Origin of the sequence: Mucilaginibacter endophyticus (assembly GCF_003351025.1) — a bacterium.
Taxonomy (GTDB): domain Bacteria; phylum Bacteroidota; class Bacteroidia; order Sphingobacteriales; family Sphingobacteriaceae; genus Mucilaginibacter; species Mucilaginibacter endophyticus.
In genome coordinates, this window is sequence record NZ_QPCG01000007.1 from 357,010 (window position 1) to 379,824 (window position 22,815).

A 22,815-nucleotide genomic window follows, 5' to 3' on the forward strand; every position below is an offset into this window, starting at 1 on the left:
GGAATTTATACTCCGATATGAGTTAATGGCTGGTAGCTAAGGAGCCGAAGCACTTTATTGATCAGGTCTTCTATATCAAAAGGTTTACGGATATGGTCGTTGGCCCCGCATTCTTTAACAATCAGCTCAATATCGTTAGCGGTTGAAAGGATAATTACAGGGGTGACCGCGAGGCCGGGTACCTGCTTGATTTTACGGCACAAGCGATGGCCAGGTTCACTGTTGATGAACTCGTCAAGCAAAATCAGATCAGGTTTGAATGAGCTGATCTCAGCTAAATCAGCCGGCTCAGGAATACTTAGCATTTCAAATCCCTGCTCTTCTAAAATGAGTTCAACGATATTCCGGATATCCTGGTCGTTCTCAATGATCAATATTCTCTTCTTCAATGCCAGTGGATTATAAGTAAATATAGCAGTTTTACAATCAAACAAATTGTCTATTTTTCAGTTTTTTGAGCATCATGAATTTACAGGATAATGAGCTATTACATACGATTGTACAAAGCGCCCCGATAGGCATTTGTATTTTGGATGCGTTTACTTTCAAAGCTGAAATGCTCAATGATAAGTTCCTGGAAATTGCGGGTAAGCCTAAAGAAGCCATTATAGGCAAGTGGTACTGGGAACCCTTTGCAGAAGCCCGGACTTATTATGAAGCTGCGATGGTTAGTGTAGTGCAAACCGGTGAGGCCTACTACGCGGAAGAAGCAGAGCTGATGCTGATCAGGCATGGTAGCGAGGAAATCATCGTTGTGACCTTTGTTTACGCACCTGTAAAGGATGAAACCGGTAAAGTGACCAAATTAGCTATTTGGGTGCTGGAAAACACGCGGCAGGTTAAAGAACGCAAAGCGATTTCCGCAAGTGAACAACGCCTCAGGGCATTGGTAACCGCCACATCTGATGTAATATATAGCGTAAGCGCGGATTGGGAGATAATGAACGAACTTGATGGACGCGGTTTTTTGAAAGACACCGATAAACCTATTACCGGCTGGCGGGAACGGAACGTTCATCCCGGCGATTTAGATAAGGTTAATACGGCAATAGAAGAGGCGATAAAGGCTAAGAAAATATTTCAGTTGGAGCACCGGGTGTTGCGAACAGATGGCTCACCCGGCTGGACATTTTCACGCGCAGTACCTGTTTTGGATAACGAAGGCAATATTGTGGAATGGTTCGGTACGGCGAGCGATATCACGCAGCGCAAGCAGATTGAAGAAGCCCTGCAGAAGGTAAGGCAACAAGCCGATCAGCAGAAAAGGGTTTACGAGGCCATTACTTCAGGCACCCCCGATCTGATGTATGTTTGGGACCTGGATTACCGGTTTACCTATGTTAACAGTGCCTTGCTTTCCATGTGGGGCAAAACATGGGAAACGGCCATTGGTAAAGGCCTGCGCGAAAATGGTTACGAAGAATGGCATGCACAAATGCATGAACGCGAGATCGATCAGGTTCGGGCTACTAAGCAATCCGTTAGGGGAGAGGTCTCTTTCCCCCACGCAACTTTAGGAAAGCGTATATATGATTATATTTTAATACCGGTGTTAAACGAAGCGGGCGAAGTGGAGGCGGTTGCGGGCACTACCCGCGATGTTACCGAGCGCAAGCAAATGGAACAGGCACTTGCGCAAAGTTCAGAGGAATTGCAGGCTATAAACGAAGAAATGGCGGCAACGAATGAAGAACAAGCCGCGTCCAATGAAGAATTGACCGCTACGAACCAGGAATTAGCTTCAGTAAATCAACAGCTACAGGAAGCCCGTAGACACATTGAAGAAAGTGAAACTGCACTTCGCCTGGCAATTGAAGCGGCAAATTTTGGAACCTGGTTTATCAATTCTGAGACGAGAGAGTTTATTACCGACACCCGATTAAAAGAACTGTTTGGGTATTACCCGGACGAACCACTAAGTATTGAGCAAGCTATTGCCCAGATTACTGAAGAATATCGTGGATTTGTGTCGGATAAACTGGAGAATGCCATTTATAATCACGGTGATTACGATGTAACTTATCCCGTAAAAGGTCTGCATGACCAACAGTTGCGATGGCTGCGCGCCATCGGCAACCTGAAGGCTGATCCATCCGGAGCATTTTCAGCATTTACCGGCGTTGTAATGGACATTACCCAACAATATTTGGCCGCCCAAAAGATAGAGGATAGCGAAAAACATTTCCGTTATCTTGCAGATTTAGTGCCCGCCAAGATCAGTAATGCTTTGCCTAGCGGTGAGGTTACTTTTTTTAATAAACAATGGTTGGACTACGCTGGTATGAATTTCGAGGACCTGCGTGATTTTGGTTATCACGCTATGATGCATCCGGATGAGGTCCCGGAATTCGTAGAAAAATTACGTGAAGCTGCTACGAAGGGAATGGCGCTGGAGAGCGAAATGCGTTTTAAAGATATTAATGGCAACTATCGGTGGCATTTGAATATTGCTTCACCCGTGTTAAATGAAGAAGGCGAAATCACTATGTGGGTTGGCTCGACTACCGATATCCAGCGAATGAAGGAAGAAGAACAGCGTAAAAGCGATTTTATAGGCATGGTTAGCCATGAGTTGAAAACGCCGCTTACTTCACTGAACGCTTACCTTCAGGTAATGCAGGCTAAACTCGGTAAAGCGGATGATCAATTCATTGAACGTTCCCTAGAACAATCTGCTAAACAGGTTAAAAAGATGACCGCCATGATCAACGGATTTTTGAATGTTTCCCGATTAGAATCCGGTCAGATTGCCATCAGTAAAGCACCGTTCGATATACAGGAACTTTTTGCGGAGGCACGTGAAGAAGTTAATCCTATGCACACGGCGCACACTATCACTTTTGCCTGCAAATCATCGGTGAGTATTTTTGGTGACCATGATAAGATCGGTCAGGTATTGAACAACCTGATCAGCAATGCGGTCAAATATTCCAGACCGGGCACGGAAATCGTTGTTAACTGCAGGCTTGAAAATAAGCAGGTGGTAATTTCGGTAAGTGATATGGGGATCGGCATCAAGCCTGATGACCTCAAACATGTCTTCGACAGGTATTACCGTGCCGAATCTCTGGGACATGTTTCCGGGTTCGGTATCGGGCTTTACTTGTGTGCGGAGATCATCAGACGGCATGATGGAAAAATATGGGTAGAAAGCCAGATAGAAAAAGGCAGTACTTTTTATTTCAGCTTGCCGCTAAACTAAATGTAATTCACGTAGCTTCATTGTTTAACAAGGATGCTTCTCAATAATTTGGCTCGAATAATGTCTATCGTAAATCTGTTATGATCAACCTTATATCTTAATTGGAAAGGATCGCGACCCATTGTATCTTAGCTTGATGGAACAAGTGCTTAACTGCCTGGTAATTGACGATGATCCGGATGTGAACGCCTATGTATGCGAAATGGTAGATCAAATCCCCTTTCTGCATTTGGCCGGATCCTACGACAATGCTCCCGGGGCGTTGAACAGGCTGGAGTCAGGCGGTATCGGTTTACTGGTACTGGATATCAATTTGCCTGGAATTGATGGGGTTACTTTTGCCAGTACCCTGAAAGACTTGCCAAGGGACCATATACCACGCGTAATTCTCATCAGCGGCTCTCGGGATTATGCCGTTGATGGTTATAAAGTGGATGCTGTAGATTACCTGGTCAAACCATTTTCCTATGAAGACTTTTACCGGGCAGTAGCCAAAGTGCGAACGTTAACGAATGTGCCTAAAACCTCGCCAGCCGATGAGTATTTGTTTTTAAAAGTGGAACATGACCTGATCCGTGTAAATATTAGAGAGATCTGTTACGTAGAAAGTTTTAAGGACTACGTTAAAGTATTTACCGGCGACCAAACGATAATAGCTTTATCTACTCTAAAAGCTATGGAAGAACGTCTTTCAGGAAAGCGATTCATGCGTGTGCACCGTTCTTTTATCGTCAACCTTGACAAGATCGAACAAATTCAGCACTTAACCATCAGGTTTGGAAAAACCATCATCCCGGTCACTGAGCAATACCGCGAGGCTTTCAAGGCCGAGTTTCGCGAATGGCTCTAACGGATGAGAGCCTGTTTTCGTCGGCCGGAAATTCGTTTTGGTCGAAGCGGCTTGCTAACTAATTATCGATGGCGTTCATTTGAGCATAATTTAAAAGAACGACCATGAAAAAGATAATAATGATAGCCCTGATGCTTGGTTTAGGAACCTTTGCCCGGGCCGCTGAAAAAAATGATTCTACCAAACGTGATACGGTTAAGATCAATAATCAGTTACGCAAATTAAATGAAAAGCTGACCGATCTGCAGGCGGAACTGACCAAAGTTCAAAACCGTTTGCCTGATGAACAGGCTGCTGCAGAAGAAGCATCCAAAAGTTCAAGTAAAGCACAGGAAAAAAGCCGTAGTGAAGCTTCCTCAGCTGTAGGTGGAGACACTGGCGACGCGCGTAAAGCTGCCAAGGCAGCAAAAAAGGCGGCTAATGAAACAGGCGATGCGGAAGACGCTGATAATAAAGTGAAGAAAGATCAGAAAAAGATCAAAGACCTGAATAAAGATATCGAAAAGACTAAAGAAAAAATCGTAAAGCTCCAGCAAGATCAGGTCTGAAACTTTATGAAGGATATAACTGTTCAATGTCAATCAACACATGGCAACAAAGGCAGGGAATTTTTCAGGGATAATTAACCGGGTTTTTATTATTTTCCTGTTGTTCACCTTTTTGGTGACAACAGGATCTTTTGTTTTGAGGCGCGCCATAACGCATAAACTCGACAAATTAGCTGAGCAATTAAAAACTCCTTCTTACCGTCAGGGGATCACCGCGCTTTTGGTAGACCTGGATGTTGCGGAGAACAATTTCCAGAAAGCTGCGGCTGACGGAAGCCCGGCCGATCTGGCTATTTATCAGCGGCGATTGGATACAATCTTTCGCGGAATGAATTTGATCATTGATCATTACCGGCAGGGTGGGGACAGTTCCCTACCGGAAAGCCGCAGGCAACTTGAACAAAAGCTGCAGCAAAAACTTAATTTATCGAGACAGTTATTCGGCCTAAGGAAAAATTTTGATTCGTTACTTCGGGTCACCACTTTTGACCGCATCCATAACCGGGGTGATCTCCAGCATACATCATCTGTGCTCGTTAGTGCCGATACCATCGTAACCACAAAAAAGGAAACAGTAAAAAACAGTTTGCTGCGCAGGCTAAAAGATGCATTTCATACCACGCAATCGGTGAAAGTACTCACGGTACACCAGCGTCAACGGGAAAAGGCCGGCCTTTCGAACGTAGCAGCAAAACGATTGCTGGCCGAACTCGGCTCGCAGTATGGACGGATGGCATTGTCCGGACAGGCCCTGGTAACAGCTAACCTTAATTTGTTGAACCAACTGCGGCAATTGACGCGGCAGTTACAGGATATAGACCAAATTGCTTATGAACAAAGCAGGGAAGCGACTTTAAAAGCTTATGCTTCAGCAACAAGCGACCTAAATACGTTTACCGGCATCTCGCTTGTGGCCGTTTTGATCTTTATCGTTTTACTGGTGATCTATGTTCGCCGTGCCGGTTGGGCGGAACGGCGGATACGCGTGGAAAATAGCCGCGCTGTACGGTTGGCCGGTCAAAAATCGGAGATCCTGGCCATTATGAGCCATGAGATCCGTAATAAGTTAATGGCTATCAATGGTGCGGTTTTTACAATGAAAAAAACAATATTGTCGGCGCAACAGGAACAGAAGCTGGGGGCGATCACGCTGGCCTCAGGCCTTGTATTGGAAACGATCAATAATGTATTAGATGCCAGCAAGCTGGAGCAGGGCTATGCGGAAACGCGGCAAAGCGGGCCTTTTAAACCAAGAGAAGCTATAGCCGAATCAATCGAAGCCATGCGTTTTATGGCTGAAAATAAAAACCTGCAATTGAAATTATTATGGAATGGGCACTCTGACACCATTGTTGAGGGTGATAGTTTTCGTCTTAAACAAGTCTTGTTGAATTTATTAAGCAATGCCATTAAATATACTGATCAGGGAAGCGTCTCAGTGACAGCTGAACTTGTAGAACATGGTCCCGGTCACCAGCTAAACGTGGTGGTTAGCGACACCGGCTCGGGTATTCCTGCAAACATGCAGGTGCAGTTGTTCACGCCATATTATCAGGCCGGAGGGCAAAAGCCCGGCACCGGCCTGGGGTTATATCTGTGTCGAGAATTGATCCAGGGTCAGAGCGGTGAGATCTCCCTCGAAAGCGAAGTGAATCAGGGAACAATTATATCTTTTTGGATCCCTTATAAAAGATCAAAGAACCTCCCTGTTATGCATTAACCAGGTCACATCGCTGCAACCTGGGATTTAAACCGGAACGCCTGATCAGGTTGCTACTAATTTTTTTCTGACCGTTAGCTTTTTTGCCAGCCGGTTTTGCTTTGGCTCCTCATCTCCAAGTATGATGCCCCAGGCTTTGAGGCTTTCGACCCGGTCAAATATAATTTTCAATACCGCTATTACAGGTATGGATAAGAACATTCCCGGGATACCCCAGACCATTTCACCAATGATCACACCCAACACTGTGATCAGCGCATTGATCCGTACTTTAGAGCCCACAACCAATGGCAACAATATATTGCTGTCGATAAGGTGTGTGACCACCAGGGTAATTATCACATAAATCACCGTTATTTGCTCCGGTGATGTTGCGAAGGTCACTGCTGCACTTAACACCAGTGCTGTGAATATCCCGATATAAGGTATGATGTTGAACAAACCTGTGATCAAACCCAGCAAGATGGCATACTTAACTCCCAGGATCATAAAAGCAACGCTAACTACTGTCGCAACAATGGCCATTTCGATCAGAAGCCCTGTGATATATTTCCGGATCATAAACTGCACTTTTTCAACAATGTCATGCACCACTTTTTTGTTATCTTCTTCAAAAACCGATTCCAAAAAACGCATGATCAGTTTGCGGTAAAGCAAAAAGAAAAAAGTATAGATAAAAGTAAAAACTAAAAATAGCAGCATTCCCGACAAGGATAACAATGTTGCGCCTACGACCGATCCCCCGGACGCAACTACTTTGTTAGTGGTATTTGTTACGAAAGTAAGTTGCTTATGCCGCGTGACGTGAAAACTCGAACCGATCCATTCCATAACGTCATTTTGCGTTTTATGTAGTTGATTCTGGAACTGTGGCCAGTCACTCGCAAGGTCTGACACCTGGGAGCCGATCACATAAAGCAATCCGCCGATACAGGTCAGCAGGCTTAAAACCGCCAGCATTGATGCCGCACTGCGCGGTATCCGGAGCTTATTTTCCAGAAAAGCGGCAAAAGGGAGTAATAAAATGGAAAACAGACAGGAAAATATTAATGGCGAAAGGATTTCCTTCGCGATGATCACGATCCAAACCAATGCGATCAGGCTGAAAAGTACGGCGGCCAGTTTTAAATAAAACGGCAATCCCTTGAATTGTTGTATATCCACAGTATTACCTTAATTTTTGTTTTACCGTATGTACTATTTCTGCTATTGCGTAGTCTTTCGCCTTGTTCATAAATAACGAAGGATTGTCCAATAACTCGTCCAGTATTGAGGTTCCGTCTATTCGTCTCCTGGTAATGAAGTAGATGGCATAAGCTGTTCCTGCGCCTAATAAAAAAGTCTTGATCGTGCCCATAAGTTTTTCATTGATATGGTCAACTATGATGCCACCAAATTGCAGGTTGATAAGAACAAACCAACACCATGCAAAGGCATGTGACGATGAATAACACTAAAGCTCCGGTAAAAGCCATAGGTTCTTTGGGAATTCCGTGTAATATATAACTGATAAATGAAAAACAGGATTTATCTAATTGAATCAGATGGGATTAATAAATCCATTTTGAAAAAAAATGATTGCGTTGTTGGGTGTAGTATAGTAATTTGTAAAGAGTTTAGTACATAATTGTTCTTAAAAAACAAATATAATTCAATATTGTATTATACTTGCTAAGTAGATTGGTTGCTAATAGGTTATGACGTTTATAAACGTTAAGGTTTTAGCCTAACCGTTTACCCAATCCCTCAACTACAGATGAAAGAAAGATTCGATACATTATCAGCAACGTGCAGCAGGGAAACAACCCGGCTTTACAGTACCAGCTTTTCTCTCGGGATATTTTTTTTTAAGAAGGAGGTCCGTCGTCCAATACACGCGATATATGGTTTTGTGAGGCTGGCCGACGAGATTGTGGATAGTTTTCATGACTACCCAAAGTCATTGATGCTTGCTGAATTGAAGGCAGATACTTTTAAGGCTATTGAAAGGGGAATAAGCATTAACCCGGTAATTAATTCCTTCCAGCAGGTAGTTAATCAATTTGGCATAAAACACCAGTTGATTATTCAGTTCCTGAATAGCATGGAAATGGACCTTAAAAATCAGGCCTATACTTCAGAAAAATACGATGAATATATCATGGGCTCTGCCCAGGTTGTGGGGCTGATGTGTTTGCATGTATTTACCAATGGTAACGGGGAGGAATTTGAACGTTTAAAAATACCCGCCATGAAACTGGGTTCAGCTTTCCAGAAAGTAAATTTTCTCCGGGATGTGAATGCAGACTATCAGGAATTGAACCGGACTTATTTCCCTGACGTTGACCTGTCTGCGTTTTCTGATGAAAACAAGCGGGCTATCGAGGGAGATATCTTAAAAGAATTAAATGAAGCCTTAAATGGAATCAGGCAGTTACCGCGTTCCTGCCGCAAAGGGGTTTATCTGGCTTATGTTTATTACAAGCAGTTATTCCGAAAGATCGCTAAAGTCCCGGCTGAAAAAGTAATGTCTGAACGTATAAGAGTATCTAACGGGCATAAATTCTACCTGATGTTTGATTCCCTGATCAGGTACAAATTAAATGTATTATGAAAGTTTTGTTTTGTCTTTGTTTGATATCGTTTGGAACAGCGGTAAATCAAGAAGCGGGAAACCGGCGAATTAAAACAGAAAAAAGATGAATGATTGCATTGTGATTGTTGATAAGAATGGCCAGGGTATCGGTACGATGGAAAAACTGGCGGCTCACCGTGTGGGAGCCCTTCATCGTGCCTTCTCGGTGTTCGTATTTAACAGCCGGGGGCAATTATTGCTGCAACAAAGAGCTTTCGATAAATATCATTCCGGTGGCCTTTGGACAAACACTTGCTGCAGCCATCCACGATTGGGCGAATTAACACTTGATGCTGCACACCGACGCTTACAGGAAGAAATGGGTTTTGATTGCGAACTGAAAGAATTGTTTCAATTCAGCTATCGCCACGAGTTTGAAAACGGGCTGATCGAACATGAATATGACCATGTATTTGTAGGCATGAGCGACGAGATACCAAGGCCGGATGCGGCTGAAGTAGCCGGTTTCAGGTATATGGAAACTGATTTGCTGATCCTTGAATTACTAAAACAACCGGATGATTACACTGCCTGGTTTAAAATATGCCTGGAACGGGTGGTGGAAATGTATTGCTCCGCAGGTCAGGGTTAAATTAAAAACAAGTGAACATGCTAAATATTAAAAGTGAACAGATCCATGAGTTGGAAAAACAGTACCGGATCAGCCTGATCAATAGCCTGATCGGTTTTCGTTCGTTAAACCTGTTGGGCACAACTAGTAACGACGGCATCTCCAATTTGTGCATCATCAGTTCTGCATTTCACCTCGGTGCAAACCCGCCGCTGATCGGATTGGTGATCAGGCCGGAACGCGAACATAACGACACGCTGCATAACATCAAATCAACAGGTCAGTACACCCTCAATAACGTTTTACCCGAATGGTATATGCAGGCGCACCAAACCAGTGCGAGCTATCCGTCAGGGGTTTCAGAATTCGACACCTGTGGGTTTCATAAACAATACGTGAAGGACTTCAAGGCGCCCTTTGTCGGAGAATCTAACGTTCGCATAGGACTGGAACTTCGGGAAATTATTGATATAGAGATTAATGGCACCACGATTCTTATCGGCGAGATCATTCACATACTAATGGATGATGATTTAATTGCAGCGGATGGAACTGTTGATCACGGTAAAGCGAAAACAATGACCGTGGCCGGATTAGATACCTATTATCTTCCGCAACCTGTCGGACAGCTGGCCTACGCAAAGCCGGGTGTAGCACCTCATTTATCTTCACTTGAGCCTTAGAAAACACGCGGAAATGAGCGGTCAAAATTTATATACTAATGACTTTTTAGACCTCAAACGGCTTTCAGGTGATCCGAAAGTGGATGCTTTTATAAGGCATGTGTTTGCTGATGAGCTAAAGAAAAAGCAGTTACAGGAATGGATGGCCGGGAAATCCGGCCCGGAACATTTGGATAGTTTAAAGGGTGTTTTTCCGGATTTTGAGATTGTGAATAAAGCCGGCAATCTACCGTCCTGGGCTGAACCCCGTTTAATGAAGAAAGGGGCAGCTTTTTATGCCAGGCATTCAACCTCCATTATGAGTTTGCTTGGTTTATTATCCTTGCCGTATTGCTACACGGCGGCCAACGGCGCAATGGTATTGTATCTGTCAGAACTGATCCGGAAGCAAACCACCAAACGGCTTTATGATACCGCTGTTTTTGTTTGGGAAGTGATGGGGCCGGATGCTTTTGGAAAAAATGGCAACGCTTACGAAGAGATACTAAAAGTACGTATCATGCATGCCGCTGTTCGTTACTACACCCTGGCAAATGGACATTGGGATCAATCCTGGGGAGTTCCTATCAATCAGGAAGATATGGCCGGAACCAATCTTTCATTTTCACTTATCGTCATCCGTGGCTTACGGTTGCTCGGTTTTAGCGTGAGCCAGGACGACCAGGCAGCCTTTATGCACATCTGGGCAGTGGTTGGATATTTGACAGGCTTAGACGAGGACCTGATCCCTGAAAACTCCAGAATGGCACAACTATTAGATAACAGCATTAAAAAGCGACAGTTTAAAACTTCAACTCAAGGGCGGGAATTAACTTCTTCGCTAACAGCGCACATCATGTCTGTTAATAAAAGTAAAGCCACCGCCGAAGATATCCTGGGCTTAATGCGCTACCTGCTGGGACAAGAGATTGCGGATATGTTGGCGATAAATGCTCCGGACCTGCCCCGATATAAGTTGACCTTAATGAAGACGATGAACCTGTTGAAAAGCTTTAAACCGGAAGGCGACAGCAAAAAGGTTTACCGCGCCGCTTATGCCACTTTTAAAGCGCAGAACCCAGAACTCGTTAAAAGAAACTAAATTTGAACGATCTGCCGATAATTTAATTTCCAAATCATGAAATCATACCAACTTATTCATCAACTAATAAACCTCGTAGCGGAACTTGAGGAAGAAAACCAGGGTAGGGAAGCTTCCATTCAGGATTTTACCGGTTTTTTATTGAACAAGGTTGGTCACGCTGCTGATAGCAATACCAATAGCGAAGTGAGGTTTGGCGAAAATGATCGTGACGCATTGGAGATCGCTTATCAGCTGGAGAATAACATCGGCCGTTTGTTTGTTTTCATGAGCCGTTACGCGAAATTTTATATCAAAAAGGCTTTGGATGGTACCCCACTGCAAACCGGCGAAGATTTTACCGCGCTGGCGATTTTACTTACACATGATCATTTATCAAAGTCGGAACTGATCGGTTATAATCTGCAGGAAAAAACATCGGGCACTGAAGTGATCAGGCGGCTGATCGCTTCAGGCCTGGTAAGGCAATGGGATGATGAGAAAGATAAACGCAGCAAGCACATTGCCATTACCGATGATGGAAAGGCGCTGTTATACCGGGTATTTGAACATACCAATTATGTAGGCAAGATCATTACCGGCAAATTAACAGTAGCGGAAAAATTCACCTTACAATACCTTTTACAAAAGCTGGAAGATTTTCATCTGGAACACCATGAAAAGAAAACGATTGTAAGCAAAGAAGATCTCAGGACCCTTGCAACCGAAATCAGTCCTATAAATTAAATGATACCATGAGTTTGAATATAGTAGACATTGATCGTATTATAGAAATGCATGGGAAACAGCACAACATTTGATACCATTAAACTACAGCTCGATTTGTGAAAGGGATTAAAAAGCAGAACCTGCCTCAAAAAATCTGCCCAACCTGCGGAAGACCTTTTACCTGGCGTAAAAAATGGGATAGGGTTTGGGATGAAGTTAAATATTGTTCAGAAAAATGCAGGAAGAACCGCTGATATTAACGCTGAAGTTGGATGAAAAGAGCCAGTGCTTTTTTAATACTAAACGACAATTATATTTCCCGCCCGAACGAAATTATTTAGATGCTCATTTAATGCTTTTTCATCAGTTGCCAAATGACCCGGAAACTTATAAAGTATTGAAGGACTTTGCTTATGAACCTTTTTCGTTGAATATTGTCGGCTTGATGAATCTGGGTGCGGGTGTCGCGTACCTGGCGGAGTGTTCAGAACTAAATCTATTACATAAATTATTAAGTACTCATTTTAAAAATAAACTGATCCCCCAGGACTTGCAGGGCTTCCGGCCCCATATTACCATTATGAATAAAACTACCCCTGAGCGGGCGCGTGCGCTGATAAATGAACTTTCCGTTAGCTTTGAACCATTTTCGGTTGACAGTCTTGGTATAGATCTTTGGCAGTATCTGGGTGGCCCATGGCAGCATAAATGCAGCTATGCATTCGCGGAGCGATTGTGGGATTATGAATCACAAAGTAAGTCGTGATGTTGAACGGCTTTAAAATCAGGTAGCTCAATTTCATCTTTTGTCACATCCTTGTTTTTGCTTTCAAAAAGTTTACCGATCCTTTTTACAAAACTGCTTGCCAGTATTCCCGCTACCGTATTAACTACCGCTACGCCGAATTTAGATTTTGGATGTGCAAGCCAAGGAACTCCGGGCGGAAGGCTTTGAACTTTTTCAACAAAGGGGCGCATGCGTTTTTCATAGGCGATGAACGCGTCTTCATGCTTATTATGCTGCGACAGTTCCCCTGCTAACAAATAAGCACCAACAATAGCTAATGTTGTACCCATCCCTGTTAAAGGTGTGGGACAATAAGCTGCATCACCTATCATCCCTGTACGGCCATTGAACCACCTTGGGGCATGGATCTGACTGATGCCGTCGAAATACACATCATCGCTTTTTTCGATCTCTTCCGTCAAACGCTTTTCTTCCCAGCCGGCACCCGATAGTTTTTCTTTCAGGATCTTTTTTTGTTCGCCTGCTGATAACTTTTGTATATCGGCATCATCTGAAAGGAAACTAAACGATGCCCGGACCGTACCATGATTATCCGGCCGGATCAACATAACCCTTGATCCTGTTGCCGTGTACCAGCGGGCCCATTGGGTATCTGTCTCCGTTTTAGGGATGGTGTACCAGGCATTATATAGCCCGGTAAATTTAACTTTGGGTTCATCGCCAAAAATCAACGCTCGTGTGGTTGACCGAACGCCGTCGGCAGCGATCAGCAAATCATATACCTCCTTGTTATCATCACTGAAGGTTACATTAACCTTGTTATCGTGCTGGTCAATTGCTGTTATATGCTTACCAAAAACATATTTCACGTCATCTTTCGTATGCTGGTATAGTATATTAACAAGGTCGCCCCGCAAAATTTCTGCTTCGCTGGTGAAGCTGCCGGCACCATCGCTTGGAAAGGCAGCCTTAACCTTGTTATCGCTATCAACAAATTGCAGGCCGATCTCCCCGGTATTTGCAGCAAGGATCTCTTTTTCTATGCCCATCATTCTTGCAACAGCGCGACCAGCACCTCTTATATCCAGATTTTGGCCGCCCATTCTTAGTGATTTCGAACGTTCCACTATCGTAACATCAAAGCCATATTTAGAAAGCCAAAACGCCAGTGTAGGGCCGGCAATGCTTGCACCGGAGATTAGTACCTTTTTATTAACGTGCATTATGTTCCTGATATGTTATGTGTTTGTAAATTGTCTGGTTTCTAGTTAGCCTGTGCTAACAACATTAAGCAGGCTTTAAAGTATGGCTAAAGTTATGAGTTAATTAAGCTGATTGCTGAAATTATTGTTGAAGCGTTATCAGAGAGTTGTATCGGAATGATGTAATGGCTCTATAGAGACCATACTGTTCTCTTGAAATGATTCCTTACCTTGATTTAGTCCTTTTTAGAAGAATCTTTGACGCAATTCGGTACAGTTTTGCCGTCTTTCTTTTTCATTCCTTCTTTAGTGTAGCCTGACCAGCAGGAATCCTTTTTCTTTTTAGTTGCCATGATTTTTATGTTTGCCTGCGCGTATACAACAACTTTTGTTCCATTAATAGTGTTAGCTAAAATACCGGTGATGACGGTATTTGGCATGGTATTGGGACTGTATGAAGCCTATCTAAAAAGAAAAACATTATGGCAACTACAACAAATGCAACAGGCGTACTGAACGACCTTATCGAGATTAACAACGACCGTGTAGCGGGTTTTGAAAAAGCTATCGCGGATATTAAAGAGGAAAACATTGACCTGAAGGAGTTGTTCCAGGGTTATGCGGGGCAAAGCCGCAAAAATGGCCAGGAGTTAGCTGCATTGGTTGGCGACGCCGAAGAAATAGAAACAGGAAATAGTGTGGGCGGAACTTTGCACCGTGCATGGATTGATGTGAAATCGATCTTCGGTGGTAGTGACCGCGCCAGTATCCTCTCAGAAGCAGAGCGTGGTGAGGATGCGATCAAAAAAGCTTACAACGATGCCCTGAGCGGCGGCGAATTGCCGGCCGAAGCCGTACAAACGGTTCGCAGTCAGGCTACAGAGATCAACGCAGCGCATGACCAGATCAAGGCGTTGCGCGATGCTGCTAAAAACTAATGAACTGATAATTTAAAAAAAGCCGCCTAATCGGGCGGCTTTTTTTGTGTATGCTTTTAGATATGACTAACCGGCCATCTTACCTGGATTTTGACAAGTCTTCTTATGCCTGGAAACCGGATATCAATTATCGGGAACACCCGGAGTTGTACCGGGTAGGTAAGGGAGAACAGGGTGTTCTGATCTGCGAACCTTATAAAAGTGAGATCGGGCAGTATTGGCGTTTTCTTAACGGGGATGTCGCCGAACAGAGCAGCGAAAAAATATTCGATTTGTTCGAAACCTACATAGCTAACGGTGATTTTGTGGGGGCAGACATGGCACGCAAGTATTTGCAGATGGGTTACACCCGTGCCCGCCGATATGCGAATTACAAAGGCGGCAAAAAATATGATGCTAACGATGATTATGCAGAAATGGAGCGGGGAACCGGAGAGCCGGAGAAAGCGGCAGCAGCAGCCATCTTTTATAAACGATGGCAAGCAGCAGAAGGCGATATAGTTTACAGCAGCTTGAAAAAGAAATGGAAACATGAAAGAGGTTAAAAAGCATGGTCTGCCGGAAAACATATAAAAGTCACTAATTGATCGCTATGGCCCGTAATAGGGCACGACTGAATATTACCCAATATAAGTCGAGGCATGAGGATACATTAGGCTTCAAATTGAATAAAATGATATGTAGTAATTGATTTAACTTTTTGTTAAATATTTTAAATAAAAAATAAATAACGGAATTTAATTTGTACCTTGCGTACTTATTAAAAAAGATATAATGCAAAAAGAAGGAACTGTGAAATTTTTTAACGCCACAAAGGGCTTTGGATTTATTTCGCAAAATGACAACAGAAGTGAAATTTTCGTGCACGTTACAGGTTTAATTGACGAAATCCGCGACAATGACCAGGTAGCTTACGATGTAGAAGAGGGCCGCAAAGGTCTTAATGCGATCAATGTTAAAGTAATCTAATCATCACAATATCAAATTCGCTGAAGCATCCATTGATAAAATTGGATGCTTTTTTGTTGTTTCTAACCTCGATGGTCACAAATAAGGGTTGAATATACAAACACAATTTTATGAAATTGTTGAAGTGATTTCCTGGCAAACGCACATTGAAATGGTATTAATCAAAAAACAATCATGAGTAAGGATAAAGGTAGTAAAAACGTAAAAAAAGCTCCCGCAGTAGGCGGTAATAAGTCGACTTCAGATTATCAGGCAGGCAAAAAATCGGCATCAGGCGAGAGTGTAACAATTAATAAAAAGAAAAAAGATTGAAGACAAAGGGACTTATTAACACGCAGGTAATGGAATACTTGTTTGATCTACGGAACATAGCAATAGAACAAGGTTTTAAACAAGATAAGCCATGGCAATTGAAATTGGTTAGTAAAGCCGATAAAATAGCGATTGAGAAACAATATCGGGTAAGCGTATCTGTTGAACCAGGTATTGAGAAACTTGCCCGAATGCTAAGCATGGTTGAGACGGCCCTCTCGTTCCCGCTCACAGAACCTATTCCATTGAAAGCTATTCACGTTAACGAATTACAATATCTGGTTGCGTACAACCCGATGGAGGAATGGCGTTAATATCATTGATTTACGATTAAAGCCACACGGAGTGAGGTATTCTTAACGCCTGTAAAAGAAATAGTTATATTTGAATTCTTGACATATTATGACCAAAGAGAACTCATTTAAAACCGTAGATTATATCTATATTATACTTGCCATCAGCACAATTGTTTTTTTTGCATTTATGGCCATCCGATCAACTTATGCCATTAAAGTTGCTGATGGTTCCGGTAAAATAAGCTCCCGCTAAACCTGCGATAAACTAGAGATCGGTGATCTGTCTGTTTTGTTCATAATGTTTTTAGAATGAATGGTTTTACTTAACTTATAAGAGAAAATATTATCTACTAATATTTTAGGTTGCCTGGCTAAAACTAAACAGGCTGCATATTGTAGTAGCTGTAAACATTTACAGCAGCATGAACCCGCTATTTTTTCAACTCGAACAAGGTTACCCATTAATGGTGATCCCGGATACGGCTGCCCATTTGAATGGCCATACGATAATTACCCATACGTACAGTATTTTTCTCGATATCGGTGCTGGTAATCCTTTGATAAGCAGGAGCAAAGAAAGTACCCTGCACCTTGAACGAATTAAAGATCCTGAGTATTTCGGTTACATCACATTTGAATTACCTGGCAAAATATTCACTTATACTGCAGATGGACAACGGGAATTAAATCATGATGAAGTACAGGAAGTGATTGAACACCTGAGCAATATCCGAGATAACCCCGCGCTCTGGAACCAAATAAAAGATAATTAGCCGCCACGATTAATATTAGCATATATCTAATCCCCAAGTCTTAATAAATTGGAAGGTAAAAAACGCATAGCCATACTGGGCGGGGGCCCAAGCGGCCTGTTCATGTTCAAACGACTCGTAAATACAGGGAACACAGATCTGAGTATTACCATTTTCGAGCGTAAAAATAAATTAGGATCAGGCATGCCTTACAGTGCTGAAGGCGCCAATGATGAGCATATTACCAATGTGTCGGGTAATGAGATACCACCCCTGGTTACTGCTCTGGATGACTGGGTCAAGACCATTTCTAAAGATACACTGGATAAATACCATATGGACGCCGCCCGCTTTAACGAATACAAAGTACTGCCGCGTTTGTTGTTTGGCCAATATCTCAGCGCGCAATTCGACCTGCTTCAAAAACAGGCCCGGGAAACTGGTATCACTTATCATGTGCGTTACAATACCACGGTATCAGATATTATTGACCAGCCTGAAAAAGGGGCGGTAATTATAGAAACCGAAGATGGCGAGCAATCCGAATTTGATCACGTGATCATTTGCACCGGCCATTACTGGCCGAGAAAGCATGAGGGAAGCATCCCCAATTATTTCGATTCGCCGTATCCGCCGGTGAAACTCGCCATAAAGCTTAACCACCCGGTTGCCATTAAAGGTTCATCACTCACCGCGGTTGATGCTATCCGGACACTTGCCCGGCATAACGGTACTTTTGATAAAGACAAAAATGGGAAGCTTTTTTATACACCGTTCGCCTCACATCCCGATTTTAAAATGGTGATGCATACCCGGAATGGCATGTTGCCGGCGGTACGTTTTCATTTGGACGATTCGCATCTATCAAATGATAGCTTGCTGAGCAAAGACGAGATCAAAATACATATCAAAGCCAACGATGGATTTTTGTCGTTGGATTATATTTTTGAACGGGATTTTAAATTGCCAATAAAGGAAAAAGAACCAGGGTTTTATGAGAAGATCAAAGATATGCGCCTTGAAGAATTTGTGGATAACATGATGGCTTTGCGCGAGGAACTCGACCCTTTTCAATTATTAAAGGCCGAATATGCCGAAGCTGAGCGATCTATCAAACATCAAAAATCCATCTATTGGAAGGAAATGCTGGGTGTTTTAAGTTTTGCCTTAAACTATCCCGCCAAGCACCTTTCTGCTGAGGATATGCAGCGGTTACAGCATTCCCTTACGCCACTTATTTCGATCGTTATCGCTTATATACCTCAAAGTTCGAGCGAGGAATTACTGGCGCTACACCAGGCAGGCGTGTTGGAGCTGATCCCGGTTGGTGAAGAAAGCAGGGTAGAACCACATGAGGGTGGTGGCGCCATTTATAATTATACAGATGAGCATAAAAACGAACAAAGCGTATATTACCAAACTTATATAGATTGCGTAGGTCAACCGCATTTAGCATTTGAGGACCTGCCGTTTAAAAGCCTGATCGAAAAGCGAACTGTTACGCCTGCCAAACTCAAATTTCAATCTGCAGACGAAGGACTTAAGGCGATGAATGCCGGTAAGCCGGTTTCGAAAGATGAACGGGGCGTTTACTATTTAAAAGTCTCCGGCATCACTATTAATGATCATTTCCAGATAATGGATGCATATGGGGCTTTTAATGAACGGATCTATATGATGGCGGTGCCTTATATCGGGGGGTATAACCCAGATTATTCCGGTCTTGATTTTAGTGAAGAGGTATCTGGTATCATTATTGAAAGATTAATGGTATGACGTTATACCTTTTACTGTTAGGTGCCGAAGCGCCTGGCAGGGTAGTTGAACAACATGATTTTTTCTTTGGCATTGCCGAAAGCTTGCGTGACTTAGTGCCCGAAGTCCGGGCGTTCTGGCCGGAGGCAGGTGGTAGCCTGCACATTGACGGCTGGCGGGAAGTAACTAAGGTTGATGGTTTTGCAGTGCAGGTTGTTCCTTTAGATGGTGAAAGTCCTGTATCCGCTAACAAACTATTCTTTTTAAATCTTGGCGGTTACACTAAAGGAAAGTTGGAAGAACAGCACTACACGATGCTCACGGTACAAAATAGCCGTCAAGCTGCTATCCAATCCGCAAAAAAAAGCCTGTTTTTTAAAACCAACTCGTTAAAAGGCATCGCCACCGCTCATATTGATGAAAAATATGGGGTTGATGTCGATAGTGTTCACAATATCCAGGATTTGCTTTCGCCAGACTTGAAAGCCAAGTACCATATTGTTTTCGGCGATGGAAGCAGTATGCCAGAGGATGAGATCCATTTAGGATATTTTAAACTGGATAAGCTCAAATGAACCGTAGGGATAAACTAATTGACTGGATAAAACAGCGGCACAGAGGTCAGCTGATCAGGCGTACCGCTGAGCCTTACATCAATCATCTTACTGCTGTTGCCGAGTTAGCCTCCATAATCCCTTTGGGTTACGAAACAGGCCTTTGTCATGATCTTTTTGAAGATACCGAAACAACTGAGGCAGAACTCTTTTCGGCACTAATCGGTTTTGATTATACAGACCGTGAAGCGCACCTGATCGTGAATTGTACTGTAGAACTGACGGACGTGTTCACAAAAAAAAATTATCCCGAATTAAAAAAGAAGGATAGGAAAGCGAGAGAGGCTGCACGCTTAGCCGCCATTAGCTCCACTGCACAAACCGTTAAATATGCTGACCTGATCTACAACATCCGTTGGGTACTAAGGTACGATCTTAAACACGCTTTGAAATATCTGTCGAAAAAGCGTTTGCTTTTAGCTGTTATGAAGAGTGGCGAGCCAAGCCTGCACTTGAAGGCCGTGAGCTTGATCAATGATTCTCTTTCCAAATTAACATCAAATAGCTTTACTGATCTGTAAATGCAGGGTAAACAAACGATTAAGAATATCAATAATCAGTGATAGTCAGATTTTATTTTCTCTTGTAGCGCACCGCCTTCAATTTATGATTTTCACCCGCTGCATCAATAGAATGTGTACAGGTTATATCGTCTTCATTTTCAGCCAGATCTGATAACTGTTGGTGGAATTTATGCAGATGGTCCAATTCTTTTTCAGTCAGGTCCTCAATATCAACCATCCTGTTGCTGGCGCCTTCGTGCGCTGCCAAAAGTTCATTTAGCTTCAGGTGAATGGCTTTTGAATCTTTATTCTGGGATTTTTGGATCAGAAACACCATCAGAAATGTAATGATGGTTGTACCTGTATTAATGATCAGTTGCCAGGTATCTGAGTATTTAGCCAACGGCCCTGTTAAAAGCCAAATGACGATAGCGGCAATTGCAATAATAAAAGCCGCGGAACTACCGGTAGCTGCCGTAGCCCAGTTTGAAAAGCGCTCGAATAAGTTCTTTTTCTGTTTCATTGAAGGAGGTGTATGCCAACAAAGAAATAAAAGATGTATTTGTTTGAAAATTAATTAATTATAAATACAAAACAATATCGGCTTTTAACAACTTGTTGGTATGAACATTTTAACAATTTTAAACATGAACTCTATACTTTACATCATCGCCGTTATTCTGGTAATTGGCTGGGCCATCGGGACATTTGCTTATGCCGCCGGTAGCTTAATTCATATCTTATTGGTTATTGCTGTTATAGCCGTACTCCTGGGCGTGATCAGGGGAAGGTCAGTGGTTTAGGCGGGGCCTTCGGGCAACTAAAATTTAATCTGCAAATCTATTTATGAAAGCATTAATTATCAATTGTACACTTAAGCGAAACCCCGACTTTTCTAATACCGGTGCGCTGGCGGAGAAGGCTGCGCGACAATTGGAAGAACAAGGTTTTGAAACCGAGATCATCCGACTGAACGACTACAAGGTTTTGACTGGCAACTCTTCGGATGAAGGAGAGGGCGACCAATGGCCACTGATATTGGAAAAAATCAAAGCCTGCCGGATTTTTATTATTGCCACCCCTATATGGATGGGGAATTTGGCATCCACATCGCAAAAAGTAATTGAACGGCTTGACGCTGTCTTCCGGGATGAAGAACTAAGCAGTAAAAAAAACGGCCAATACATGCCCTATAACAAAGTAGGAGGCTGTTTGGTAACCGGTAATGAAGATGGCGCTCATAGCTGTGCCGCACAGGTACTTTGGGCGCTGCAGGAAGTAGGCTTTACGATTCCTCCAAATGTGAATGCGTATTGGGTTGGAATGGCCGGCGGCGAAAAAGATTACGTTGAGGGCGGTGGGGAACGTTATTTGTACACCAACAAAACGCTTCGTTATATGACTACTAACCTGGCCTGGTTTGCCAAACTACTTGCTGCTAACCCGATAGGTACCAACTTGCTTGAAGAGGACAAAAAAGCGGAAGCCGAAAGCGATGCCGAAGATGACGAATAGCCTTAGACAAGAAAAGAATCAATAATTGGAAACTTTAAAATGGGCTTTTGAGCGTTCTTTTTTTCTATTGTGTATTTATTACACAATAAATGCAACCTTCTGATTTTAAGTGCGTAATAGGCTTAAAATCAGAAGGGAAGAAGTTAGTGTCAGGAAAGCGTTTAAGCTCGGAAATTGAATTATTGAAAAAGCAGGTATATGTTAAAGCAGGGCTGAAATCGGTTGGCCTGGCGGATATAGCATCACTTACTGCTCAAATTAAAAAGGAAACAAACCTTGATTTGAGCCAGGTCACGATGAGCAGGTTGTTTGGCCTAACAGTGAGCAAATTCGGGCCATCCTTATTTACGCTACATGTATTGTCGGTTTACTGCGGCTGCGAGAGTTGGGATACTTTTCTACAAGTAAACACTTAAAATTACAAGCTTTAAAAAGCTGCAATTTGATTTACTGGTTTAACAGGCTCGTTAATTTTTGAATGAAATTTAAGTAAGGCAAATCGTTTGGCGAGATGCCTTTGCCATCTTGATTAGGCTTTAATTATTGGATTACAGTATAGCTACTCCTTTTTAGATTATATGCAACCATTTATATAAATCATTGTTAACCTCATCATGCAACAAGGAAATACTAAAACAAGGTACAACGATAAAGAATTAGATGAGTTTAAAATATTGATTAAAGACAAGATCAGTATGGCACGAGAAGAGCTACAAGAACTGGTTGGAACACTTAGCGCTGCTAACTCAAATGGCGACGATGCCGCGATAGCTGGCAAGACTTTGGAAGATGGCTCAGCTACTTTTGAGAAAGAGCAAACCAATCAACTGGCAGCACGTCAGAAAAAGTTTATTGAGCAGCTTGAAGCCGCTCTGATGCGTATTGAAACCAAAACTTATGGTATTTGCAGGTCCACGGGTAAACTGATTCCTAAAGAGCGCCTGCTTGCTGTGCCGCACACTACTCAGAGCATGGAAGCAAAACTTAAACAAGCGTGAGTTCGGCATTTATTAAAGAAGGGGAGGCGCGGCATCTCAAAGATGTCGCGCCTAATCTTGGCGCATTACTGCTATTTTTGCGGATAGAAAATAACGGTACCGTGATTCGCGATGAAAAGATCTATCATAGTGAAAAGTATGGCCGTGATATTTATGAAATGAGCGACGGCCTGGTTTATGCGCTAAATAACGACAATCAGTGGTATATTATCCTGGATTAATTTGCTGCGACTCCC

At 42.9% G+C, this 22,815-nt stretch carries 31 protein-coding genes; 25 read left to right on the forward strand and 6 right to left on the reverse strand.

What is annotated here, in order from left to right; all coding sequences use genetic code 11:
* Positions 1–5 precede the first annotated feature (5 nt).
* On the reverse strand, positions 6–389 hold the full coding sequence (locus DUL71_RS25995; protein ID WP_161964512.1) for a response regulator: 384 nt from the start codon (positions 387–389) through the stop codon (positions 6–8).
* 74 nt (positions 390–463) lie between these two features.
* On the opposite strand from DUL71_RS25995, the gene DUL71_RS26000 reads away from it, so the two are divergent.
* The 4 genes from DUL71_RS26000 (at position 464) to DUL71_RS26015 (ending at position 6,320) form a co-directional block, all read left to right on the forward strand.
* Positions 464–3,202: a PAS domain S-box protein gene (locus DUL71_RS26000; RefSeq protein ID WP_114940782.1), complete on the forward strand. Its 2,739-nt coding sequence runs from the start codon at positions 464–466 to the stop codon at positions 3,200–3,202.
* Between the two features lie 136 nt (positions 3,203–3,338).
* Positions 3,339–4,052, forward strand: a complete 714-nt coding sequence (locus tag DUL71_RS26005) for a LytR/AlgR family response regulator transcription factor (protein ID WP_114940783.1) — start codon at positions 3,339–3,341, stop codon at positions 4,050–4,052.
* A 104-nt stretch (positions 4,053–4,156) separates the two neighbouring features.
* Positions 4,157–4,600 (forward strand): hypothetical protein, encoded by a 444-nt coding sequence (locus tag DUL71_RS26010; RefSeq protein ID WP_114940784.1) that lies wholly within the window; start codon positions 4,157–4,159, stop codon positions 4,598–4,600.
* 40 nt (positions 4,601–4,640) lie between these two features.
* Positions 4,641–6,320, forward strand: a complete 1,680-nt coding sequence (locus DUL71_RS26015) for a sensor histidine kinase (protein ID WP_114940785.1) — start codon at positions 4,641–4,643, stop codon at positions 6,318–6,320.
* Positions 6,321–6,365: 45 nt separating this feature from the next.
* On the opposite strand, the gene DUL71_RS26020 is transcribed toward DUL71_RS26015, so the two are convergent.
* Positions 6,366–7,484 carry an AI-2E family transporter gene (locus tag DUL71_RS26020; RefSeq protein WP_244228837.1) on the reverse strand — a complete coding sequence of 373 codons (1,119 nt, stop codon included), beginning with the start codon at positions 7,482–7,484 and terminating at the stop codon, positions 6,366–6,368.
* A 4-nt stretch (positions 7,485–7,488) separates the two neighbouring features.
* Complete coding sequence (locus DUL71_RS26025; protein WP_114940786.1) at positions 7,489–7,677, reverse strand: YtxH domain-containing protein; 189 nt, start codon at positions 7,675–7,677, stop codon at positions 7,489–7,491.
* Positions 7,678–8,076: 399 nt separating this feature from the next.
* On the opposite strand from DUL71_RS26025, the gene DUL71_RS26030 reads away from it, so the two are divergent.
* The 7 genes from DUL71_RS26030 to DUL71_RS26060 all read left to right on the forward strand — a co-directional run bounded on the left by DUL71_RS26030 (position 8,077) and on the right by DUL71_RS26060 (position 12,743).
* Complete coding sequence (locus tag DUL71_RS26030) at positions 8,077–8,913, forward strand: phytoene/squalene synthase family protein (RefSeq protein ID WP_114940787.1); 837 nt, start codon at positions 8,077–8,079, stop codon at positions 8,911–8,913.
* Positions 8,914–8,998: 85 nt separating this feature from the next.
* The gene (gene idi / locus DUL71_RS26035; protein ID WP_114940788.1) at positions 8,999–9,526 is read left to right on the forward strand and encodes an isopentenyl-diphosphate Delta-isomerase; all 528 of its coding nucleotides are present in this window, start codon (positions 8,999–9,001) and stop codon (positions 9,524–9,526) included.
* 17 nt (positions 9,527–9,543) lie between these two features.
* Positions 9,544–10,188, forward strand: coding sequence for a flavin reductase family protein (locus DUL71_RS26040; protein WP_114940789.1), 645 nt, complete (start codon positions 9,544–9,546; stop codon positions 10,186–10,188).
* A gap of 13 nt (positions 10,189–10,201) precedes the next feature.
* On the forward strand, positions 10,202–11,269 hold the full coding sequence (locus DUL71_RS26045) for an oxygenase MpaB family protein (RefSeq protein ID WP_114940790.1): 1,068 nt from the start codon (positions 10,202–10,204) through the stop codon (positions 11,267–11,269).
* A 36-nt stretch (positions 11,270–11,305) separates the two neighbouring features.
* Complete coding sequence (locus tag DUL71_RS26050) at positions 11,306–11,995, forward strand: MarR family winged helix-turn-helix transcriptional regulator (RefSeq protein WP_114940791.1); 690 nt, start codon at positions 11,306–11,308, stop codon at positions 11,993–11,995.
* Positions 11,996–12,093: 98 nt separating this feature from the next.
* Positions 12,094–12,231: a DUF2256 domain-containing protein gene (locus DUL71_RS26055; RefSeq protein WP_114940792.1), complete on the forward strand. Its 138-nt coding sequence runs from the start codon at positions 12,094–12,096 to the stop codon at positions 12,229–12,231.
* Positions 12,213–12,743: a 2'-5' RNA ligase family protein gene (locus tag DUL71_RS26060; RefSeq protein WP_114940793.1), complete on the forward strand. Its 531-nt coding sequence runs from the start codon at positions 12,213–12,215 to the stop codon at positions 12,741–12,743. The genes DUL71_RS26055 and DUL71_RS26060 overlap by 19 nt, the downstream gene beginning before the upstream one ends.
* On the opposite strand, the gene DUL71_RS26065 is transcribed toward DUL71_RS26060, so the two are convergent.
* Both DUL71_RS26065 and DUL71_RS26070 read right to left on the reverse strand, forming a co-directional pair.
* Positions 12,719–13,948, reverse strand: coding sequence for an FAD-dependent monooxygenase (locus DUL71_RS26065; RefSeq protein ID WP_114940794.1), 1,230 nt, complete (start codon positions 13,946–13,948; stop codon positions 12,719–12,721). The two genes, DUL71_RS26060 and DUL71_RS26065, sit on opposite strands and share 25 nt — an antisense overlap.
* A gap of 215 nt (positions 13,949–14,163) precedes the next feature.
* Positions 14,164–14,367 carry a hypothetical protein gene (locus DUL71_RS26070; RefSeq protein WP_114940795.1) on the reverse strand — a complete coding sequence of 68 codons (204 nt, stop codon included), beginning with the start codon at positions 14,365–14,367 and terminating at the stop codon, positions 14,164–14,166.
* Between the two features lie 42 nt (positions 14,368–14,409).
* On the opposite strand from DUL71_RS26070, the gene DUL71_RS26075 reads away from it, so the two are divergent.
* From DUL71_RS26075 to DUL71_RS26110, 9 genes are all read left to right on the forward strand, one after another.
* Complete coding sequence (locus DUL71_RS26075) at positions 14,410–14,865, forward strand: ferritin-like domain-containing protein (RefSeq protein ID WP_114940796.1); 456 nt, start codon at positions 14,410–14,412, stop codon at positions 14,863–14,865.
* A gap of 62 nt (positions 14,866–14,927) precedes the next feature.
* Positions 14,928–15,410 (forward strand): DUF4385 domain-containing protein, encoded by a 483-nt coding sequence (locus tag DUL71_RS26080; RefSeq protein WP_244228838.1) that lies wholly within the window; start codon positions 14,928–14,930, stop codon positions 15,408–15,410.
* Between the two features lie 229 nt (positions 15,411–15,639).
* Positions 15,640–15,834, forward strand: coding sequence for a cold-shock protein (locus tag DUL71_RS26085; protein WP_091207888.1), 195 nt, complete (start codon positions 15,640–15,642; stop codon positions 15,832–15,834).
* Between the two features lie 174 nt (positions 15,835–16,008).
* Positions 16,009–16,146 carry a hypothetical protein gene (locus DUL71_RS32325; RefSeq protein WP_167443317.1) on the forward strand — a complete coding sequence of 46 codons (138 nt, stop codon included), beginning with the start codon at positions 16,009–16,011 and terminating at the stop codon, positions 16,144–16,146.
* Between the two features lie 29 nt (positions 16,147–16,175).
* Positions 16,176–16,460 (forward strand): hypothetical protein, encoded by a 285-nt coding sequence (locus DUL71_RS26090; protein WP_161964513.1) that lies wholly within the window; start codon positions 16,176–16,178, stop codon positions 16,458–16,460.
* A 404-nt stretch (positions 16,461–16,864) separates the two neighbouring features.
* Positions 16,865–17,215 (forward strand): hypothetical protein, encoded by a 351-nt coding sequence (locus DUL71_RS26095; RefSeq protein ID WP_114940799.1) that lies wholly within the window; start codon positions 16,865–16,867, stop codon positions 17,213–17,215.
* A gap of 48 nt (positions 17,216–17,263) precedes the next feature.
* Complete coding sequence (locus DUL71_RS26100; RefSeq protein ID WP_114940800.1) at positions 17,264–18,970, forward strand: FAD/NAD(P)-binding protein; 1,707 nt, start codon at positions 17,264–17,266, stop codon at positions 18,968–18,970.
* Positions 18,967–19,524, forward strand: a complete 558-nt coding sequence (locus DUL71_RS26105; protein ID WP_114940801.1) for a DUF1543 domain-containing protein — start codon at positions 18,967–18,969, stop codon at positions 19,522–19,524. The genes DUL71_RS26100 and DUL71_RS26105 overlap by 4 nt, the downstream gene beginning before the upstream one ends.
* Positions 19,521–20,084, forward strand: coding sequence for a hypothetical protein (locus DUL71_RS26110; RefSeq protein WP_114940802.1), 564 nt, complete (start codon positions 19,521–19,523; stop codon positions 20,082–20,084). The genes DUL71_RS26105 and DUL71_RS26110 overlap by 4 nt, the downstream gene beginning before the upstream one ends.
* Positions 20,085–20,136: 52 nt before the next feature.
* Here DUL71_RS26110 and DUL71_RS26115 read toward each other — a convergent pair whose 3' ends face one another.
* Positions 20,137–20,589 (reverse strand): low affinity iron permease family protein, encoded by a 453-nt coding sequence (locus DUL71_RS26115; RefSeq protein ID WP_114940803.1) that lies wholly within the window; start codon positions 20,587–20,589, stop codon positions 20,137–20,139.
* A gap of 124 nt (positions 20,590–20,713) precedes the next feature.
* Here DUL71_RS26115 and DUL71_RS26120 point away from each other — a divergent pair, with 124 nt between their 5' ends.
* From DUL71_RS26120 to DUL71_RS26140, 5 genes are all read left to right on the forward strand, one after another.
* A complete protein-coding gene (locus DUL71_RS26120) occupies positions 20,714–20,869 on the forward strand; it encodes a lmo0937 family membrane protein (RefSeq protein WP_114940841.1) in 156 nt (51 codons plus the stop codon).
* A 43-nt stretch (positions 20,870–20,912) separates the two neighbouring features.
* Positions 20,913–21,581 carry a flavodoxin family protein gene (locus tag DUL71_RS26125; protein ID WP_114940804.1) on the forward strand — a complete coding sequence of 223 codons (669 nt, stop codon included), beginning with the start codon at positions 20,913–20,915 and terminating at the stop codon, positions 21,579–21,581.
* Between the two features lie 89 nt (positions 21,582–21,670).
* Positions 21,671–21,997, forward strand: coding sequence for a hypothetical protein (locus DUL71_RS26130; RefSeq protein ID WP_114940805.1), 327 nt, complete (start codon positions 21,671–21,673; stop codon positions 21,995–21,997).
* A 198-nt stretch (positions 21,998–22,195) separates the two neighbouring features.
* Positions 22,196–22,579, forward strand: a complete 384-nt coding sequence (locus DUL71_RS26135) for a TraR/DksA family transcriptional regulator (protein ID WP_091207861.1) — start codon at positions 22,196–22,198, stop codon at positions 22,577–22,579.
* Positions 22,576–22,800, forward strand: coding sequence for a hypothetical protein (locus DUL71_RS26140; protein ID WP_114940806.1), 225 nt, complete (start codon positions 22,576–22,578; stop codon positions 22,798–22,800). The genes DUL71_RS26135 and DUL71_RS26140 overlap by 4 nt, the downstream gene beginning before the upstream one ends.
* Positions 22,801–22,815 lie beyond the last annotated feature (15 nt).

Coding starts and splice junctions, on each gene's coding strand:
- DUL71_RS26000 (WP_114940782.1), top strand. CDS start 464: ATGAATTTACAGGATAATGAGCTATTACATACGATTGTACAAAGCGCC.
- DUL71_RS26005 (WP_114940783.1), top strand. CDS start 3,339: ATGGAACAAGTGCTTAACTGCCTGGTAATTGACGATGATCCGGATGTG.
- DUL71_RS26010 (WP_114940784.1), top strand. CDS start 4,157: ATGAAAAAGATAATAATGATAGCCCTGATGCTTGGTTTAGGAACCTTT.
- DUL71_RS26015 (WP_114940785.1), top strand. CDS start 4,641: ATGGCAACAAAGGCAGGGAATTTTTCAGGGATAATTAACCGGGTTTTT.
- DUL71_RS26025 (WP_114940786.1), bottom strand. CDS start 7,677: ATGGGCACGATCAAGACTTTTTTATTAGGCGCAGGAACAGCTTATGCC.
- DUL71_RS26030 (WP_114940787.1), top strand. CDS start 8,077: ATGAAAGAAAGATTCGATACATTATCAGCAACGTGCAGCAGGGAAACA.
- idi (WP_114940788.1), top strand. CDS start 8,999: ATGAATGATTGCATTGTGATTGTTGATAAGAATGGCCAGGGTATCGGT.
- DUL71_RS26040 (WP_114940789.1), top strand. CDS start 9,544: ATGCTAAATATTAAAAGTGAACAGATCCATGAGTTGGAAAAACAGTAC.
- DUL71_RS26045 (WP_114940790.1), top strand. CDS start 10,202: ATGAGCGGTCAAAATTTATATACTAATGACTTTTTAGACCTCAAACGG.
- DUL71_RS26050 (WP_114940791.1), top strand. CDS start 11,306: ATGAAATCATACCAACTTATTCATCAACTAATAAACCTCGTAGCGGAA.
- DUL71_RS26060 (WP_114940793.1), top strand. CDS start 12,213: ATGCAGGAAGAACCGCTGATATTAACGCTGAAGTTGGATGAAAAGAGC.
- DUL71_RS26065 (WP_114940794.1), bottom strand. CDS start 13,948: ATGCACGTTAATAAAAAGGTACTAATCTCCGGTGCAAGCATTGCCGGC.
- DUL71_RS26070 (WP_114940795.1), bottom strand. CDS start 14,367: ATGCCAAATACCGTCATCACCGGTATTTTAGCTAACACTATTAATGGA.
- DUL71_RS26075 (WP_114940796.1), top strand. CDS start 14,410: ATGGCAACTACAACAAATGCAACAGGCGTACTGAACGACCTTATCGAG.
- DUL71_RS26080 (WP_244228838.1), top strand. CDS start 14,928: ATGACTAACCGGCCATCTTACCTGGATTTTGACAAGTCTTCTTATGCC.
- DUL71_RS26085 (WP_091207888.1), top strand. CDS start 15,640: ATGCAAAAAGAAGGAACTGTGAAATTTTTTAACGCCACAAAGGGCTTT.
- DUL71_RS32325 (WP_167443317.1), top strand. CDS start 16,009: ATGAGTAAGGATAAAGGTAGTAAAAACGTAAAAAAAGCTCCCGCAGTA.
- DUL71_RS26090 (WP_161964513.1), top strand. CDS start 16,176: ATGGAATACTTGTTTGATCTACGGAACATAGCAATAGAACAAGGTTTT.
- DUL71_RS26095 (WP_114940799.1), top strand. CDS start 16,865: ATGAACCCGCTATTTTTTCAACTCGAACAAGGTTACCCATTAATGGTG.
- DUL71_RS26105 (WP_114940801.1), top strand. CDS start 18,967: ATGACGTTATACCTTTTACTGTTAGGTGCCGAAGCGCCTGGCAGGGTA.
- DUL71_RS26110 (WP_114940802.1), top strand. CDS start 19,521: ATGAACCGTAGGGATAAACTAATTGACTGGATAAAACAGCGGCACAGA.
- DUL71_RS26115 (WP_114940803.1), bottom strand. CDS start 20,589: ATGAAACAGAAAAAGAACTTATTCGAGCGCTTTTCAAACTGGGCTACG.
- DUL71_RS26120 (WP_114940841.1), top strand. CDS start 20,714: ATGAACTCTATACTTTACATCATCGCCGTTATTCTGGTAATTGGCTGG.
- DUL71_RS26125 (WP_114940804.1), top strand. CDS start 20,913: ATGAAAGCATTAATTATCAATTGTACACTTAAGCGAAACCCCGACTTT.
- DUL71_RS26130 (WP_114940805.1), top strand. CDS start 21,671: ATGCAACCTTCTGATTTTAAGTGCGTAATAGGCTTAAAATCAGAAGGG.
- DUL71_RS26135 (WP_091207861.1), top strand. CDS start 22,196: ATGCAACAAGGAAATACTAAAACAAGGTACAACGATAAAGAATTAGAT.